This is a genomic window from Pseudomonas sp. KCJK8993 (assembly GCF_046230915.1).
GTDB classification, from domain to species: Bacteria; Pseudomonadota; Gammaproteobacteria; order Pseudomonadales; family Pseudomonadaceae; genus Aquipseudomonas; species Aquipseudomonas piscis.
Window position 1 is genome coordinate 47,145 of sequence record NZ_JBJJLO010000013.1, and the last position, 14,722, is coordinate 61,866.

14 protein-coding genes are annotated in these 14,722 nt (G+C 60.7%); 11 read left to right on the forward strand and 3 right to left on the reverse strand.

Annotated features, from left to right (window positions below; all coding sequences use genetic code 11):
• Positions 1 to 7 precede the first annotated feature (7 nt).
• Both ACK6AU_RS06805 and ACK6AU_RS06810 read left to right on the forward strand, forming a co-directional pair.
• The gene (locus ACK6AU_RS06805; RefSeq protein ID WP_409298416.1) at positions 8 to 442 is read left to right on the forward strand and encodes a type II toxin-antitoxin system RatA family toxin; all 435 of its coding nucleotides are present in this window, start codon (positions 8 to 10) and stop codon (positions 440 to 442) included.
• Positions 435 to 749, forward strand: coding sequence for an RnfH family protein (locus ACK6AU_RS06810; protein ID WP_185697772.1), 315 nt, complete (start codon positions 435 to 437; stop codon positions 747 to 749). Before ACK6AU_RS06805 ends, ACK6AU_RS06810 begins: the two co-directional genes overlap by 8 nt.
• A 62-nt stretch (positions 750 to 811) precedes the next feature.
• Here ACK6AU_RS06810 and ACK6AU_RS06815 read toward each other — a convergent pair whose 3' ends face one another.
• Positions 812 to 1,339, reverse strand: coding sequence for an outer membrane protein assembly factor BamE (locus ACK6AU_RS06815; protein WP_185697773.1), 528 nt, complete (start codon positions 1,337 to 1,339; stop codon positions 812 to 814).
• A gap of 98 nt (positions 1,340 to 1,437) precedes the next feature.
• Between ACK6AU_RS06815 and fur the strand changes: the two genes are divergently transcribed.
• Complete coding sequence (gene fur, locus ACK6AU_RS06820) at positions 1,438 to 1,842, forward strand: ferric iron uptake transcriptional regulator (RefSeq protein WP_185697806.1); 405 nt, start codon at positions 1,438 to 1,440, stop codon at positions 1,840 to 1,842.
• 105 nt (positions 1,843 to 1,947) lie between these two features.
• On the opposite strand, the gene recN is transcribed toward fur, so the two are convergent.
• The gene (gene recN, locus ACK6AU_RS06825; RefSeq protein ID WP_409298418.1) at positions 1,948 to 3,621 is read right to left on the reverse strand and encodes a DNA repair protein RecN; all 1,674 of its coding nucleotides are present in this window, start codon (positions 3,619 to 3,621) and stop codon (positions 1,948 to 1,950) included.
• Positions 3,622 to 3,871: 250 nt separating this feature from the next.
• Between recN and grpE the strand changes: the two genes are divergently transcribed.
• The 8 genes from grpE to ACK6AU_RS06865 all read left to right on the forward strand — a co-directional run bounded on the left by grpE (position 3,872) and on the right by ACK6AU_RS06865 (position 14,369).
• Complete coding sequence (gene grpE / locus ACK6AU_RS06830; RefSeq protein WP_185697775.1) at positions 3,872 to 4,438, forward strand: nucleotide exchange factor GrpE; 567 nt, start codon at positions 3,872 to 3,874, stop codon at positions 4,436 to 4,438.
• Between the two features lie 102 nt (positions 4,439 to 4,540).
• The gene (dnaK, locus tag ACK6AU_RS06835; RefSeq protein ID WP_185697776.1) at positions 4,541 to 6,457 is read left to right on the forward strand and encodes a molecular chaperone DnaK; all 1,917 of its coding nucleotides are present in this window, start codon (positions 4,541 to 4,543) and stop codon (positions 6,455 to 6,457) included.
• Between the two features lie 322 nt (positions 6,458 to 6,779).
• A complete protein-coding gene (gene dnaJ / locus ACK6AU_RS06840; protein WP_185697777.1) occupies positions 6,780 to 7,904 on the forward strand; it encodes a molecular chaperone DnaJ in 1,125 nt (374 codons plus the stop codon).
• Positions 7,905 to 7,914: 10 nt separating this feature from the next.
• A complete protein-coding gene (gene dapB / locus ACK6AU_RS06845; RefSeq protein ID WP_409298421.1) occupies positions 7,915 to 8,721 on the forward strand; it encodes a 4-hydroxy-tetrahydrodipicolinate reductase in 807 nt (268 codons plus the stop codon).
• Between the two features lie 255 nt (positions 8,722 to 8,976).
• Complete coding sequence (carA, locus tag ACK6AU_RS06850; RefSeq protein ID WP_031320830.1) at positions 8,977 to 10,113, forward strand: glutamine-hydrolyzing carbamoyl-phosphate synthase small subunit; 1,137 nt, start codon at positions 8,977 to 8,979, stop codon at positions 10,111 to 10,113.
• A gap of 128 nt (positions 10,114 to 10,241) precedes the next feature.
• Positions 10,242 to 13,463, forward strand: coding sequence for a carbamoyl-phosphate synthase large subunit (gene carB / locus ACK6AU_RS06855; protein ID WP_185697779.1), 3,222 nt, complete (start codon positions 10,242 to 10,244; stop codon positions 13,461 to 13,463).
• On the forward strand, positions 13,460 to 13,936 hold the full coding sequence (gene greA, locus ACK6AU_RS06860; RefSeq protein WP_185697780.1) for a transcription elongation factor GreA: 477 nt from the start codon (positions 13,460 to 13,462) through the stop codon (positions 13,934 to 13,936). Before carB ends, greA begins: the two co-directional genes overlap by 4 nt.
• Positions 13,937 to 13,964: 28 nt before the next feature.
• A complete protein-coding gene (locus tag ACK6AU_RS06865) occupies positions 13,965 to 14,369 on the forward strand; it encodes an MFS transporter (protein ID WP_185697807.1) in 405 nt (134 codons plus the stop codon).
• Positions 14,370 to 14,381: 12 nt separating this feature from the next.
• Here the strand turns inward: ACK6AU_RS06865 and ACK6AU_RS06870 are convergent, their stop codons facing one another.
• Entirely contained in the window at positions 14,382 to 14,690 is a 309-nt protein-coding gene (locus ACK6AU_RS06870) for a YhbY family RNA-binding protein (RefSeq protein ID WP_185697781.1), read from the reverse strand.
• Positions 14,691 to 14,722: the final 32 nt, after the last annotated feature.

Below are 14,722 nucleotides of genomic sequence, written 5' to 3' on the forward strand. Positions count from 1 at the left end.
AGCTCACATGACGACCCATATTCAACGTTCGGCCCTTTTGCCCTATCCGGCGCAGTTTCTGTATGACCTGGTCAACGATGTGGCCCGGTATCCGGAGTTCCTCCCTTGGTGCTCTTCGTCCACGGTGCTGGAAAGTAGCGCCGAGCAGATGCGTGCCAGCCTGGAGGTGGCCAAGGGCGGCCTGAGCCAGCACTTCGTCACTCGCAACAGCCTAGTGCCGGGTCAGTCGATCGAGATGAATCTGGAGGAGGGGCCGTTCAACCAGTTGCACGGCCTGTGGGTATTCAAGCCGTTGGGGGAAAAGGCCTGCAAGATCAGTCTCGACCTGTCGTTCGACTACGCCGGGCCGCTGGTTCGCGCCACCTTGGGGCCATTGTTCAACCAGGCGGCGAATACCCTGGTGGATGCCTTCTGCCAGCGCGCCAAGCAACTGCATGGCTGAGGCGATGATGCGGATCGAAGTGGTACATGCCGCGGTCGATCGTCAATTGCTGGTCGAGGTGCAGGTGCCTGAAGGCACGACCCTGCGTGCGGCGCTACTGGCTTCTGTCCTGGGCGAGCATTTTCCCGAACTGGACTTGGCGAGTTGTCCGGTCGGGATCTTCGGCAAGCAGGTCAACGACCCGGAGCGGCATGTGCTCCAGGTTGGGGAGCGGATCGAGGTCTACCGCCCGCTGTTGGCCGATCCCAAGGAAGTGCGGCGGATGCGAGCGGCCAAGGCTGCCGAGGCGCGTAAGCGCGAAGGGTAGCTGCAGGTTGCGACAGGCACTAAAAAGCCCGGGAAGTCCCGGGCTTTTTGGTCGCAGCGGATTTATTGCGGCGAGGTGTCCAGCGGTTCCGGCGTAGGGACCGGAACGGTTTCGACACCATCCACGTCCTTCTGGATCTGGTCCAGCAAGGAGCCAGGCTTGACCGGCTTCTCGGCCTTGGGCTTCTCGGCGTTTTCGGCTGGAGTGGTAACGGTGTTGCCGTTCTCTTTACCCAGCAGGGCCTCGTCGCGGCTCACGCCGGGCATGAAGTCTCCGGCCAGACTCACCAGCTGATCGCTTTCGTTGAAGATCAGGCTGACGCGTTCCTGCTGGCGCTCGCCACCACCAGGTTGCAGGCTGTAGAGATAATCCCAGCGATTGGCATGGAACGTATCGGTCAGCAGCGGGTTGCCCATGATAAACCGTACTTGCCGCCGGGTCATTCCAGGGCGCAACTGGTCTATCATGTCCTGCGTCACGACATTGCCCTGCTGGATGTCGATTTTGTAAACCCCGGGGAATGAACAACCGGCGAGTGCGAGCAGTCCCACGAAGGTGAAACTGGTTAGCAAGAGCTTGGTGTTTTGCATCGGTGGGCGACTTCCACTATCTTGGCTGGGACAACGTAAACCCCGATCATACCCGCATTAAGAGAAGCTGCGAAGCAGCATCGGCGAGAAAGCTGACCATGGTTGAAAATAGCGAACTACGTAAAGCCGGCCTTAAAGTGACTCTGCCACGGGTCAAGATTCTACAAATGCTCGACTCCACCGAGCAGCGGCACATGAGCGCTGAAGATGTCTACAAGGCGCTGATGGAGGCTGGTGAAGATGTCGGGTTGGCCACGGTCTACCGTGTACTGACTCAATTCGAAGCCGCTGGGCTGGTGGTGCGTCATAACTTCGATGGCGGCCATGCCGTGTTCGAACTGGCTGACGGCGGTCACCACGACCATATGGTCAACGTGGAGTCTGGTGAGGTGATCGAGTTCTTCGACGAAGAAATCGAGAAGCTCCAGAAAGTGATTGTCGAGAAGCACGGCTTCGAACTGGTGGATCACAATCTTGTGCTGTATGTGCGCAAGAAGAAATAAGCTTCCTACGCGACTTTCATAGTCGTGAAACGATCGAAGGCGACCCTAGGGTCGCCTTCGTGTCTTCTAGTATGAAGACTCTTATATAAAGGAAGGGGCCAGGACTCATGCCTTGGTGTTTACCACCATCTTTTTGGCGTGAGCCAGGGATTCCTTGGTCAAATCGATGCCGCCCAGCATCCGGGCGATTTCCTCGACTCTTTCGTTTTTGCCCAGCTTGGATACCGCAGTGTGGGTCGCGTTGCTGCCGCGCACCTTGTGCACGAACAGGTGCTGGTGTCCTTGCGCGGCCACCTGTGGCAAGTGGGTGACGGTCAGCACTTGCCCGCGCTCGCCCAGGCGACGCAGCAACTGACCGACGATCTCGGCGGTCGGCCCGCCAATACCCACGTCGACTTCATCGAATACCAGGGTCGGGACTCGTGAGGTCTGGGCGGTGATGACCTGGATCGCCAGGCTGATGCGTGACAGCTCGCCACCCGAAGCGACCTTGGCCAGGCCCTTGAGGGGTTGGCCGGGGTTGGCGCTGACCAGCAGCTCGACCTGTTCCAGGCCGTGGGGCAGCAGTTCGTCGCCGGTATTGGCTCGTAGTTCGATGGTGAAGCGCCCGCCGGGCATGCCCAGGCGCTGGATTTCCTGCTCCACTGCGTTGGCCAGGCCAGTGGCGGCTTGCTGGCGCAGTTGGCTCAACTCCCGGGCCTTCTCGTGATAATGCCGTGCGAAAGACTGCAACTCGTCGCCCAGTCGCTCGATGGATTCGTTGTTGGCGTCCAGGGTCTCGATCTCGTCCAGCAAGGTCTGTTGCATCGCAGCCAGCTCGAAGGGCTGGATGCGGTGCTTGCGGGCCAGGGTGTAGATGGAGTCGAGGCGCTCCTCCAGGTGCTGCAGGCGTGCCGGGTCGGCGTCGAAGTTGTCGACGAAGCGGTTCAATTCCCCTACGGCTTCTTCCACCTGGATCTGGGCGCTGGCCAGCAGGTTGGTAGCCTCCGTCAGGGCTCCTGACGAGCTGCCGATGCTGGCCAGGCGGTTGAGGCTGACGGTCAGAGCGTTGAGTACATTGCCCGAGTCGCTTTCGCTGCACTGCTCCACTACTTGTCGGCAGATGCCCAGCAGGGTTTCGGCGTTGGTCAGGTTCTTGTGTTCCTGCTCCAGTTCCTCGAGTTCGTTCTCGCCAAGGCCAAGGTTTGCAAGCTCTTCCAGCTGGTAGCTGAGCAGTTGATGGCGGGCCCGTTGTTCGTCCCCGGAGTTGGACAGCCGCTCCAGCTCCTGTCGGGTCTGGCGCCAGCGTTGTGCGGCAAGCTGCACCTGGCGGGCCAGGTCGGTGGCGCCGGCATATTCGTCCAGCAGACGGCGGTGGGTGTCGGTCTTGAGCAGTGACTGGTGTTCGTGCTGGCTGTGGATGTCGATCAGCAACTCGCCCAGGGCCTTGAGGTCGCCGAGGGGGCAGGGGGTGCCATTGATATAGCCGCGGGAGCGGCCTTCGGCGGTGATCACCCGGCGCAGGATGCAGGGGCCGTCGGTGTCCAGGTCTCGCTCCGCCAGCCAGGTGCGGGCTTCGGGGATGTCTCCCAGGTCGAAGGTGGCAAGGATGTCGGCCTTGTCCGCGCCTGGTCGTACCACGCCGCTGTCGGCGCGATCGCCCAGGGTCAGGCCGAGCGCGTCGAGCATGATCGACTTGCCGGCGCCGGTTTCACCTGTGATGACGCTCATCCCGCGATCCAGTTCCAGGTCCAGGTGTTCGACGATGGCGTAATTATGTACGGACAGGTGCACCAGCATTAAGGCCGCTCCCAAACTAGATGTCTGGTTATTTATACAGTGTTTTGTTTCTGCCTGACAATGCCTTCCCTTAGCTCGATTCACTTGGCTGTCGTTGCTCTTTAGTGCGTTCGGGAATGAGGTCGCCGTGGATTTGGCGGCCTGTGCCGACTTTTGCCATGGCGGCGGGCTTGAACCCGGAAAATGCGTCCCCATATAGCTGGGCAGAAGAGTGGGTTCGACCCACGGACGATATTGAAAGGAGAATTTCATGGCTGACGAACAGACCCTGGATACGCAAAACCCGGATACCAATCAGGCCCCCGAGGTGGCGGGTGAAGACCTTGCAACTCGCGTACAAGTGCTCGAGGAGCAGCTGGCTACCGCGCAGGACCAGGCTCTGCGCGTCGCTGCCGATCTGCAGAACGTCCGCCGCCGTGCCGAGCAGGACGTGGAAAAGGCCCACAAGTTCGCCCTCGAGAAGTTTGCCGGCGACCTGCTGCCGGTGATCGATAGCCTGGAACGCGGCCTGGAGCTGTCCAGCCCGGATGACGAGAGTATTCGTCCGATGCGCGAAGGCATCGAACTGACCCTCAAGATGTTCCACGACACCCTCAAGCGCTACCAGCTGGAAGCCATCGATCCCCACGGCGAACCCTTCAACGCTGAGCAGCATCAGGCCATGGCCATGCAGGAAAGCGCCGACGTCGAGCCTAACAGTGTTCTCAAGGTGTTCCAGAAGGGTTACCAGCTCAACGGTCGCCTGTTGCGTCCGGCCATGGTCGTGGTCAGCAAGGCTCCGGCACCGGTTTCGCCTTCGATCAACGAGAAGGCTTGAAAACGGCTCTAGAGCCCCCATTTATCAGTCAAGCGTTTAAGTGCTACCGCAGTTTGCCACCACCGCTGCGGCATCCAAATCCAAAGTTTCGGGAGAGTTAACATGGGCAAAATCATTGGTATCGACCTGGGGACCACCAACTCGTGCGTTTCCATTCTTGAAAACGGCAACGTAAAGGTTATCGAGAACGCCGAAGGCGCGCGTACCACTCCATCGATCATCGCATACGCCAACGATGGCGAAATCCTGGTTGGCCAGTCGGCCAAGCGCCAGGCGGTCACCAATCCGCACAATACTCTGTTCGCCGTCAAGCGCCTGATCGGCCGTCGTTTCGAAGAAGACGTGGTGCAGAAAGACATCAAGCTGGTGCCTTACAAGATCGTCAAGGCCAGCAACGGTGACGCCTGGGTCGAGGCTTCCGGCAAGGAAATGGCTCCGCCGCAGATCAGCGCCGAAGTCCTGAAGAAAATGAAGAAGACCGCCGAAGACTACCTCGGCGAGCCAGTCACCGAAGCGGTCATCACCGTGCCGGCCTACTTCAACGACAGCCAGCGCCAGGCCACCAAGGATGCCGGTCGCATCGCCGGCCTGGACGTAAAGCGCATCATCAACGAGCCGACCGCCGCTGCGCTGGCGTACGGCATGGACAAGGCCAAGGGCGACCACACTGTCATCGTCTATGACCTCGGTGGCGGTACCTTCGACGTTTCGGTCATCGAAATCGCCGAGGTCGACGGTGAGCACCAGTTCGAAGTGCTGGCGACCAACGGTGACACCTTCCTGGGTGGCGAAGACTTCGACATGCGCCTGATCGACTACCTCGTCGACGAGTTCAAGAAAGAGTCCGGCATGGACCTGAAGAACGATCCCCTGGCCCTGCAGCGTCTGAAAGAAGCCGCTGAAAAGGCCAAGATCGAGTTGTCCTCGGCGCAGTCGACCGACGTCAACCTGCCGTACATCACGGCAGACGCGACCGGTCCGAAGCACCTGAACGTGAAGATCTCCCGCGCCAAGCTGGAGTCGCTGGTCGAAGACCTGGTCAACCGTACCATCGAGCCTTGCCGCATCGCACTGAAAGACGCCGGCATCGACGCCAGCAAGATCGACGACGTGATCCTGGTCGGTGGCCAGACCCGTATGCCGATGGTGCAGAAAGCCGTTGCCGACTTCTTCGGCAAGGAAGCGCGCAAGGACGTCAACCCGGACGAAGCCGTCGCCATGGGCGCCGCGATCCAGGGCGCGGTCCTGGCTGGTGACGTGAAGGACGTGCTGCTGCTGGACGTCAGCCCGCTGACCCTGGGTATCGAAACCATGGGTGGCGTGATGACCGCGCTGATCGAGAAGAACACCACCATCCCGACCAAGAAGTCGCAGGTGTTCTCGACCGCCGACGACAACCAGGGCGCCGTGACTATCCATGTGCTGCAGGGCGAGCGCAAGCAAGCTTCGCAGAACAAGTCGCTGGGCAAGTTCGACCTGGCCGATATCCCGCCGGCTCCGCGTGGCGTGCCGCAGATCGAAGTGACCTTCGACATCGACGCCAACGGCATCCTGCACGTGGGCGCGAAAGACAAGGCCACCGGCAAGGCCCAGTCGATCGTGATCAAGGCCAACTCCGGCCTGTCCGACGAAGAGATCGAAAAAATGGTGCGTGACGCCGAGGCCAACGCCGAGGAAGACCGCAAGTTCGAAGAGCTGGCCTCTGCCCGCAACCAGGGTGATGCGCTGGTGCACTCGACCCGCAAGATGGTCAACGAAGCCGGTGACAAGGTCACCGCTGAAGAGAAGACCGCCATCGAGGCCGCCGTGGTCGCCCTGGAAGCCGCCGTCAAGGGCGACGACAAGGCCGCCATCGATGCCAAGGTCGAGGAGTTGTCCAAGGTATCGGCGCCTGTCGCGCAGAAGATGTACGCCGAGCAGGCCCAGCCTGCTGAAGGTGCGGCGCCGCACGCCGAGTCCGCCGAAAAGGCCGACGATGTGGTCGATGCCGAGTTCGAAGAAGTGAAAGACAACAAGTAATGGCTTGTCGGTCGGCCGGTTGACTGCCTTCTGGCGGTGACTGGTAGGATGTCGCCGCGCGGGAGCTTGCTCCCGCGTTGGCGTGTCTGGAGTCAATGAATTTCCAATGGTATGCAACCTTAGTTTTGCGTGCTGGCGGTCGGCTCGGAAAGCTCCTGCTTTCCAGCTGCGATGACCGCGATGGTCGATCCGCAACCGGATCGGCTTTCAAGACCAGGATCGTTGAATTGACGTGAGTTGGGTCCGGGCCTGTAGAGGGGCTCAGCGAGTTTGGCGGAGCTCAGGAGGGGTTTGCCGGACGTCCTTAAGAGTGCAAAGACTTATGGCAAAGCGTGACTATTACGAAGTGTTGGGTGTGGAGCGTGGCTCCAGCGAGGCGGAGCTGAAGAAGGCTTATCGTCGCCTGGCGATGAAACACCACCCGGACCGTAATCCCGGCGACAAAGCGTCGGAAGATCTGTTCAAGGAGGCCAACGAGGCCTATGAGGTGCTGTCCGATTCCAGCAAGCGCGCTGCCTATGACCAGTATGGCCATGCCGGTGTGGATCCGAGCATGGGTGGTGGCGGTGCCGGTTTCGGCGGGCAGAACTTCTCCGATATCTTCGGCGATGTGTTCAGCGACTTCTTCGGTGGCGGTCGCGGCAGCGCTCGCGGCGGCGCCCAGCGCGGTAGCGACCTGCGCTACACCCTGGAGCTGAATCTGGAAGAGGCGGTGCGCGGTACCACGGTCAATATCCGTGTGCCGACGCTGGTCAATTGCAAGCCATGCGATGGTTCGGGAGCCAAGAAAGGTTCGTCGCCGGTCACTTGCCCAACCTGTGGCGGTATCGGCCAGGTGCGCATGCAGCAGGGCTTCTTCTCGGTGCAACAGACCTGCCCGCGCTGTCATGGCCAGGGCAAGATCATTTCCGATCCATGTGAGTCGTGCCACGGCGAGGGTCGGGTCGAAGAGTACAAGACTCTGTCGGTGAAGGTGCCGGCTGGTGTCGATACCGGCGACCGCATCCGTCTGTCGGGTGAGGGTGAAGCCGGGACCCAGGGTGGTCCGACCGGCGATCTGTATGTAGTGATCAATGTGCGCGAGCACGCGATCTTCCAGCGCGATGGCAAGCATCTGTTCTGCGAAGTGCCGATCAGCTTCGCCGATGCGGCCTTGGGTGGCGAGCTGGAGATTCCAACCCTGGATGGTCGGGTCAAGCTGAAGATTCCTGAGGGAACCCAGACCGGCAAGCAGTTCCGGGTGCGCGGAAAAGGCGTAGCGCCGGTGCGCGGTGGCGGAGCTGGCGATTTGATGTGCCGGGTTGCGGTGGAAACCCCGGTCAACCTGAGTCGTCGTCAGCGTGAGTTGTTGGAAGAATTGCGTGGTTCGCTGGAAGGCGATAATTCGCATTCGCCCAAGACCACTGGTTGGTTCGAGGGCGTCAAGCGCTTCTTCGGCGACCTGTAAGGAGTAAGGCATGCGACGTATAGCTGTGATGGGCGCCGCCGGGCGCATGGGCAAGACCCTGGTCGAGGCCGTACAACTGCGTTCGCCGCTCTCCGGTCTGACGGCCGCCATCGTGCGGCCGGGCAGTTCGTTGGTCGGGGCGGATGCCGGTGAGCTGGCATCCCTGGGGCGCTTGGGCGTGCCGATGTCCGACAGTCTGGACAAGGTGGTCGACGAGTTCGATGTGCTGGTCGACTTCACCTTGCCCGAGGTGATGCTCAAGAATCTGGCGTTTTGCCGCAAGGCCGGCAAGGCCATGGTGATCGGCACCACTGGCCTGGGGGCCAAGGAAAAGCAGCTGTTGGCGGAGGCGGGCAAGGAGATTCCGATCGTCTTCGCGGCCAACTTCAGTGTCGGCGTTAACCTGTCGCTGAAGCTGCTGGATATGGCGGCCCGGGTGCTGGGCGATGATGCGGACATCGAGATCATCGAAGCTCATCACCGGCACAAGATCGATGCTCCGTCGGGCACGGCCTTGCGCATGGGTGAGGTGATTGCCGATGCCCTGGGCCGCGATTTGCAGCAAGTCGCGGTGTATGGGCGTGAAGGTCACACCGGGGCTCGCGCGCGTGAAACCATCGGGTTTGCCACCGTGCGCGGTGGTGACGTGGTGGGCGATCACACCGTGCTGTTCGCCACCGAGGGCGAGCGCTTGGAGATCACCCACAAGGCCTCCAGTCGCATGACCTTCGCCAAGGGGGCGGTGCGTGCGGCCTTGTGGCTGGATGGTCGTGAGCCTGGGTTGTACGACATGCAGGACGTGCTGGACCTGCGTTGAGATGTATCCGGAACGGGGTCGGGCCTTGAGCTCGACTCCGTTCCAGGCCGCCAAGCGATGTCCTGTCGCATTCTCCAGCCTTTGAGGCTCATTAGCGGTGGACCAAAAAAGCATTTTTCTGTAAGCTACAGCTTTAGTGTGTCCACTAAAAGCGCGCAGATAATTCGGTGAAGAAGCGGGGTGACGTGTCCAAACGTCATTCCGCTTTTTTGCAACCTGCGATCGCCCCTTCAGGCTCTATATACGGGAGGTCTCTTGACTAAGCCAGCCATACTCGCCCTTGCTGATGGCAGCATTTTTCGCGGCGAAGCCATTGGAGCCGACGGTCAAACCGTTGGTGAGGTGGTGTTTAACACCGCAATGACCGGCTATCAGGAAATCCTTACCGATCCTTCCTACGCCCAGCAAATCGTTACCCTGACCTACCCTCACATCGGCAATACCGGCACCACGCCGGAAGATGCCGAATCCGACCGTGTCTGGTCGGCCGGCCTGGTCATTCGCGACCTGCCCCTGGTGGCCAGCAACTGGCGTAACACCCTGTCCCTCTCCGATTACCTGAAAGCCAACAACGTGGTGGCGATCGCCGGTATCGATACCCGTCGCCTGACCCGCATCCTGCGTGAGAAAGGTGCACAGGACGGCTGCATCATGGCGGGCGACAACATTTCCGAGGAGGCCGCCATTGCCGCGGCGCGCGGCTTCCCGGGCCTGAAGGGCATGGACCTGGCGAAAGTCGTCAGCACCAAGCAGAGCTACGAATGGCGTTCGACAGTCTGGGACCTGAAGACCGACAGCCACGCCACTATCGAGGCCTCCGAACTGCCTTACCACGTGGTCGCCTATGACTACGGGGTCAAGCTGAACATCCTGCGCATGCTGGTAGAGCGCGGTTGCCGCGTCACCGTGGTGCCGGCCCAGACGCCAGCGAGCGAAGTATTGGCACTCAACCCGGACGGCGTGTTCCTGTCCAACGGCCCTGGCGATCCCGAGCCTTGCGACTATGCGATCAAGGCGATCAAGGAAGTCCTGGAGACCGAGATCCCGGTGTTCGGTATCTGCCTGGGCCACCAACTGCTGGCCCTGGCCTCCGGTGCCAAGACCGTGAAAATGGGCCACGGCCACCACGGTGCCAACCACCCGGTCCAGGACCTGGATACCGGCGTGGTGATGATCACCAGTCAGAACCACGGTTTTGCGGTGGACGAAACTACCCTGCCGGATAACGTCCGGGCGATCCACAAGTCGCTGTTCGACGGCACCCTGCAGGGTATCGAGCGTACCGACAAGAGCGCGTTCAGCTTCCAGGGCCACCCTGAGGCCAGCCCTGGCCCGAACGATGTGGCGCCGCTGTTCGACCGCTTCATCAACGAGATGGCCAAGCGACGCTAAGCGCTCGCCTTGAAAGTGTAGCGAGACGCGCCCGAGGGCGGCCCCGGTGAACCGGTGGAGTCCCCTCGGGCGCCTCAGAGAATGTTCAAGACGGCTTGCCGACTGACCTGCGGATTTGAGTGACAACCATGCCAAAACGTACAGACATTAAAAGTATCCTGATTCTCGGCGCTGGCCCGATCGTGATCGGCCAGGCCTGCGAGTTCGACTATTCCGGCGCCCAGGCCTGCAAGGCCCTGCGCGAAGAAGGTTTCCGCGTCATCCTGGTGAACTCCAACCCGGCCACCATCATGACCGACCCGGCCATGGCCGATGCCACCTACATCGAGCCGATCAAGTGGCAATCGGTGGCCAAGATCATCGAGAAGGAGCGTCCTGACGCCCTGCTGCCGACCATGGGTGGCCAGACCGCGCTGAACTGCGCCCTGGACCTGGAGCGCGAAGGCGTCCTGGAGAAGTTCGGTGTGGAAATGATCGGCGCCAACGCCGATACCATCGACAAGGCCGAAGACCGCTCGCGTTTCGACCAGGCGATGAAGGCCATCGGCCTGGAGTGCCCACGTTCCGGTATCGCCCACAGCATGGAGGAAGCCAATGCGGTCCTCGACAAGCTGGGCTTCCCTTGCATCATTCGTCCGTCCTTCACCATGGGCGGCACCGGTGGTGGTATTGCCTACAACCGTGAAGAGTTCGAAGAAATCTGCGCCCGTGGCCTGGACCTGTCGCCAACCAAGGAGCTGCTGATCGACGAATCGCTGATCGGCTGGAAGGAATACGAGATGGAGGTGGTCCGTGACAAGAAGGACAACTGCATCATCGTCTGCTCCATCGAGAACTTCGATCCGATGGGCGTGCACACCGGCGACTCGATCACCGTCGCTCCGGCCCAGACCCTGACCGACAAGGAATACCAGATCATGCGCAACGCCTCGCTGGCGGTGCTGCGTGAAATCGGCGTCGAGACCGGTGGTTCCAACGTGCAGTTCGGTATCTGCCCGAACACTGGCCGCATGGTCGTGATCGAGATGAACCCGCGGGTATCGCGTTCCTCGGCCCTGGCTTCCAAGGCTACCGGCTTCCCGATCGCCAAGATCGCCGCCAAGCTGGCTGTCGGCTACACCCTCGACGAGTTGCAGAACGACATTACCGGTGGTCGCACCCCGGCGTCCTTCGAGCCGTCGATCGACTACGTAGTGACCAAGCTGCCGCGCTTCGCCTTCGAGAAATTCCCGAAAGCCGACGCCCGCCTGACCACCCAGATGAAATCCGTGGGTGAAGTCATGGCCATCGGCCGTACCTTCCAGGAGTCGCTGCAGAAAGCCCTGCGTGGCCTGGAAGTCGGTGTTTGCGGCCTGGATCCCAAGGTCGACCTGGCCAGCCCAGAGGCTGCCGCCATCCTCAAGCGCGAGCTGACCGTTCCGGGTGCCGAGCGCATCTGGTACGTGGCTGACGCCCTGCGTTCGGGCATGAGCTGCGACGAAATCTACGCCCTGACCGGTATCGATCACTGGTTCCTGGTGCAGATGGAAGACCTGATCAAGGAAGAAGAGAAGGTCAAGACCCTGGGGCTGGCCAACATCGACAAGGCGCTGATGCTGCGCCTGAAGCGCAAGGGCTTCTCGGACCAGCGTCTGGCCAAGTTGCTGGGTATCACCGACAAGAACCTGCGTCGTCACCGCCACAAGCTGGAAGTGTTCCCGGTCTACAAGCGTGTCGACACCTGTGCGGCCGAGTTCGCCACCGACACTGCGTACCTGTACTCGACCTACGAGGAGGAGTGCGAGGCCAACCCGTCGACCCGTGACAAGATCATGATCCTGGGCGGCGGTCCGAACCGTATCGGCCAGGGCATCGAATTCGACTACTGCTGCGTGCACGCGGCGCTGGCCCTGCGCGAAGATGGTTACGAGACCATCATGGTCAACTGCAACCCGGAAACCGTTTCCACTGACTACGACACCTCCGATCGCCTGTACTTCGAGCCACTGACCTTGGAAGACGTGCTGGAAGTGGTGCGGGTCGAGAAGCCGAAGGGCGTGATCGTCCACTACGGTGGCCAGACTCCGTTGAAGCTGGCGCGTGCCCTGGAAGAGGCCGGCGTGCCGATCATCGGCACCAGCCCTGACGCCATTGACCGTGCCGAAGACCGCGAGCGCTTCCAGCAGATGGTCCAGCGCCTGAACCTGCTGCAGCCGCCGAACGCTACCGTGCGCAGCGAAGACGAGGCCATTCGTGCCGCTGGTGCTATCGGTTATCCACTGGTGGTTCGCCCGTCCTACGTGCTGGGCGGTCGCGCCATGGAGATCGTCTACGAGCTGGATGAGCTCAAGCGCTACCTGCGCGAAGCGGTACAGGTGTCCAACGACAGCCCTGTGCTGCTCGACCACTTCCTCAACTGTGCCATCGAGATGGACGTGGATGCGGTCTGCGACGGTACCGACGTGGTGATCGGCGCGATCATGCAGCACATCGAGCAAGCGGGTGTTCACTCTGGTGACTCTGCTTGCTCGTTGCCGCCTTACTCGCTGAGCAAGGAAGTGCAGGACGAAGTCCGCGTACAGGTCAAGAAGATGGCCCTTGAGTTGGGTGTAGTCGGCCTGATGAACGTGCAGCTGGCACTCCAAGGCGACAAGATCTACGTGATCGAGGTCAACCCACGCGCTTCGCGTACCGTGCCGTTCGTTTCCAAGTGCATCGGTACTTCTCTGGCGATGATCGCGGCCCGTGTCATGGCCGGTAAGTCGCTGAAAGAGTTGGGTTTCACCCAGGAAATCATTCCGAACTTCTACAGCGTCAAGGAAGCGGTGTTCCCGTTTGCGAAGTTCCCGGGTGTCGACCCGATCCTCGGCCCGGAAATGAAATCCACCGGCGAGGTGATGGGCGTCGGCGATACCTTCGGCGAAGCCTTCGCCAAGGCCCAGATGGGGGCCAGCGAGGTCCTGCCTACCGGCGGTACCGCGTTCATCAGTGTGCGGGATGACGACAAGCCCCTGGTTGCGGGCGTGGCCCGTGATCTGATCAACTTGGGCTTCGAAGTAGTGGCCACTGCGGGCACTGCCAAGGTGATCGAGGCGGCCGGCCTGAAAGTGCGTCGTGTGAACAAGGTGACTGAAGGTCGTCCGCATGTGGTCGATATGATCAAGAACGACGAAGTCACCCTGATCATCAACACCACTGAAGGTCGTCAATCGATCGCTGATTCCTACTCCATTCGTCGTAACGCCTTGCAGCACAAGATCTACTGCACCACTACGATCGCTGCTGGCGAAGCTATCTGCGAAGCGCTGAAGTTCGGTCCTGAAAAAACCGTGCGGCGCTTGCAGGATCTACACGCAGGATTGAAGGCATGAATAAATACCCAATGACCGTCCAGGGCGCTCGCGCCCTGGAAGAAGAGCATGCTCACCTGACCAAGGTCGTGCGTCCGAAGCTCAGCCAGGACATCGGCACGGCCCGCGAGCTGGGTGACCTGAAGGAAAACGCCGAATACCATGCTGCGCGCGAGCAGCAGGGCATGGTCGAGGCGCGGATCCGCGATATCGAAGGCCGCCTGCAGAATTCGGTGGTCATCGATGTCACGACCATCGCCCATACTGGCAAGGTGATCTTTGGCACCACGGTGGAGATCGCCAACGTCGAGACCGATGAAAGCGTGACCTACCAGATCGTTGGTGAAGACGAGGCTGATATCAAGCTCGGCAAAATCTCCGTTGCTTCGCCAATCGCCCGTGCCCTGATCGCCAAGGAAGAAGGCGACGTGGTGGCGGTCACAACGCCTAGTGGCGTTATCGAGTATGAGATTGTCGAAGTTCGTCACATCTGAAAGAAGGCGCCCGTTGCATGCGGGCGCCATGCTTTGGCAGCTGACCCAGATGTTGTGGGTCGGCGGCTTGTGGCTGCTGCATCTTGGGCTGCTGCCGGCCCTTGGGCGGATTGGCCTTGCGCCGTTGCTGATCGAGGAGATCTCGACGCTGCTCAGTGCGCTGCTGGTGGGCTTTTCAGCGGTGTGCCTGGTCCTTCAGACGCTGGTGTTGATCCAGTCCGAGGGGCTACAGAGCTTGTGGCGGGACATTCGGGGGCAACTGCTGTTGATGGCGACGTACGCATGTGCGATGTATTTTGCTGTGCACATACTGTTGCCTGAGTCTCAGCGCTGGCAGCTGTTCAGCTATCTGGTCCTGGGGTTTTCCGGTTTGCTGCTGGTCTTGCAGCCGGTGCCGGGGTGGGGTGGCAGGGTGCGACAAGCACACCCTTGACCCGAGTCGACGTCAGCTGAAGCGATGGACGTTCGACAGCTGCTTGTTTACCTTGGCATTCTTGCGGTAGATCAACGCCATTTTACCGATGGATTGCACCAGGTCTGCCTTGCCGGCCTTGCACAGCTCGGTGATGGCTTCCTGGCGCGATTCGCGCTCGAGGATGTTGAGCTTGATCTTGATCAGCTCGTGATCGCTCAAGGCGCGTTCAAGTTCGGCTAGTACACCTTCGGTCAAACCGTTATCAGCCACAGTCAATACTGGTTTCAGATGGTGGCCAATGGATTTGAACTGTTTCTTCTGCTCTTGAGTGAGCGGCATAATCTGACCCCTGCGTCTGATCTTGAAAAAAG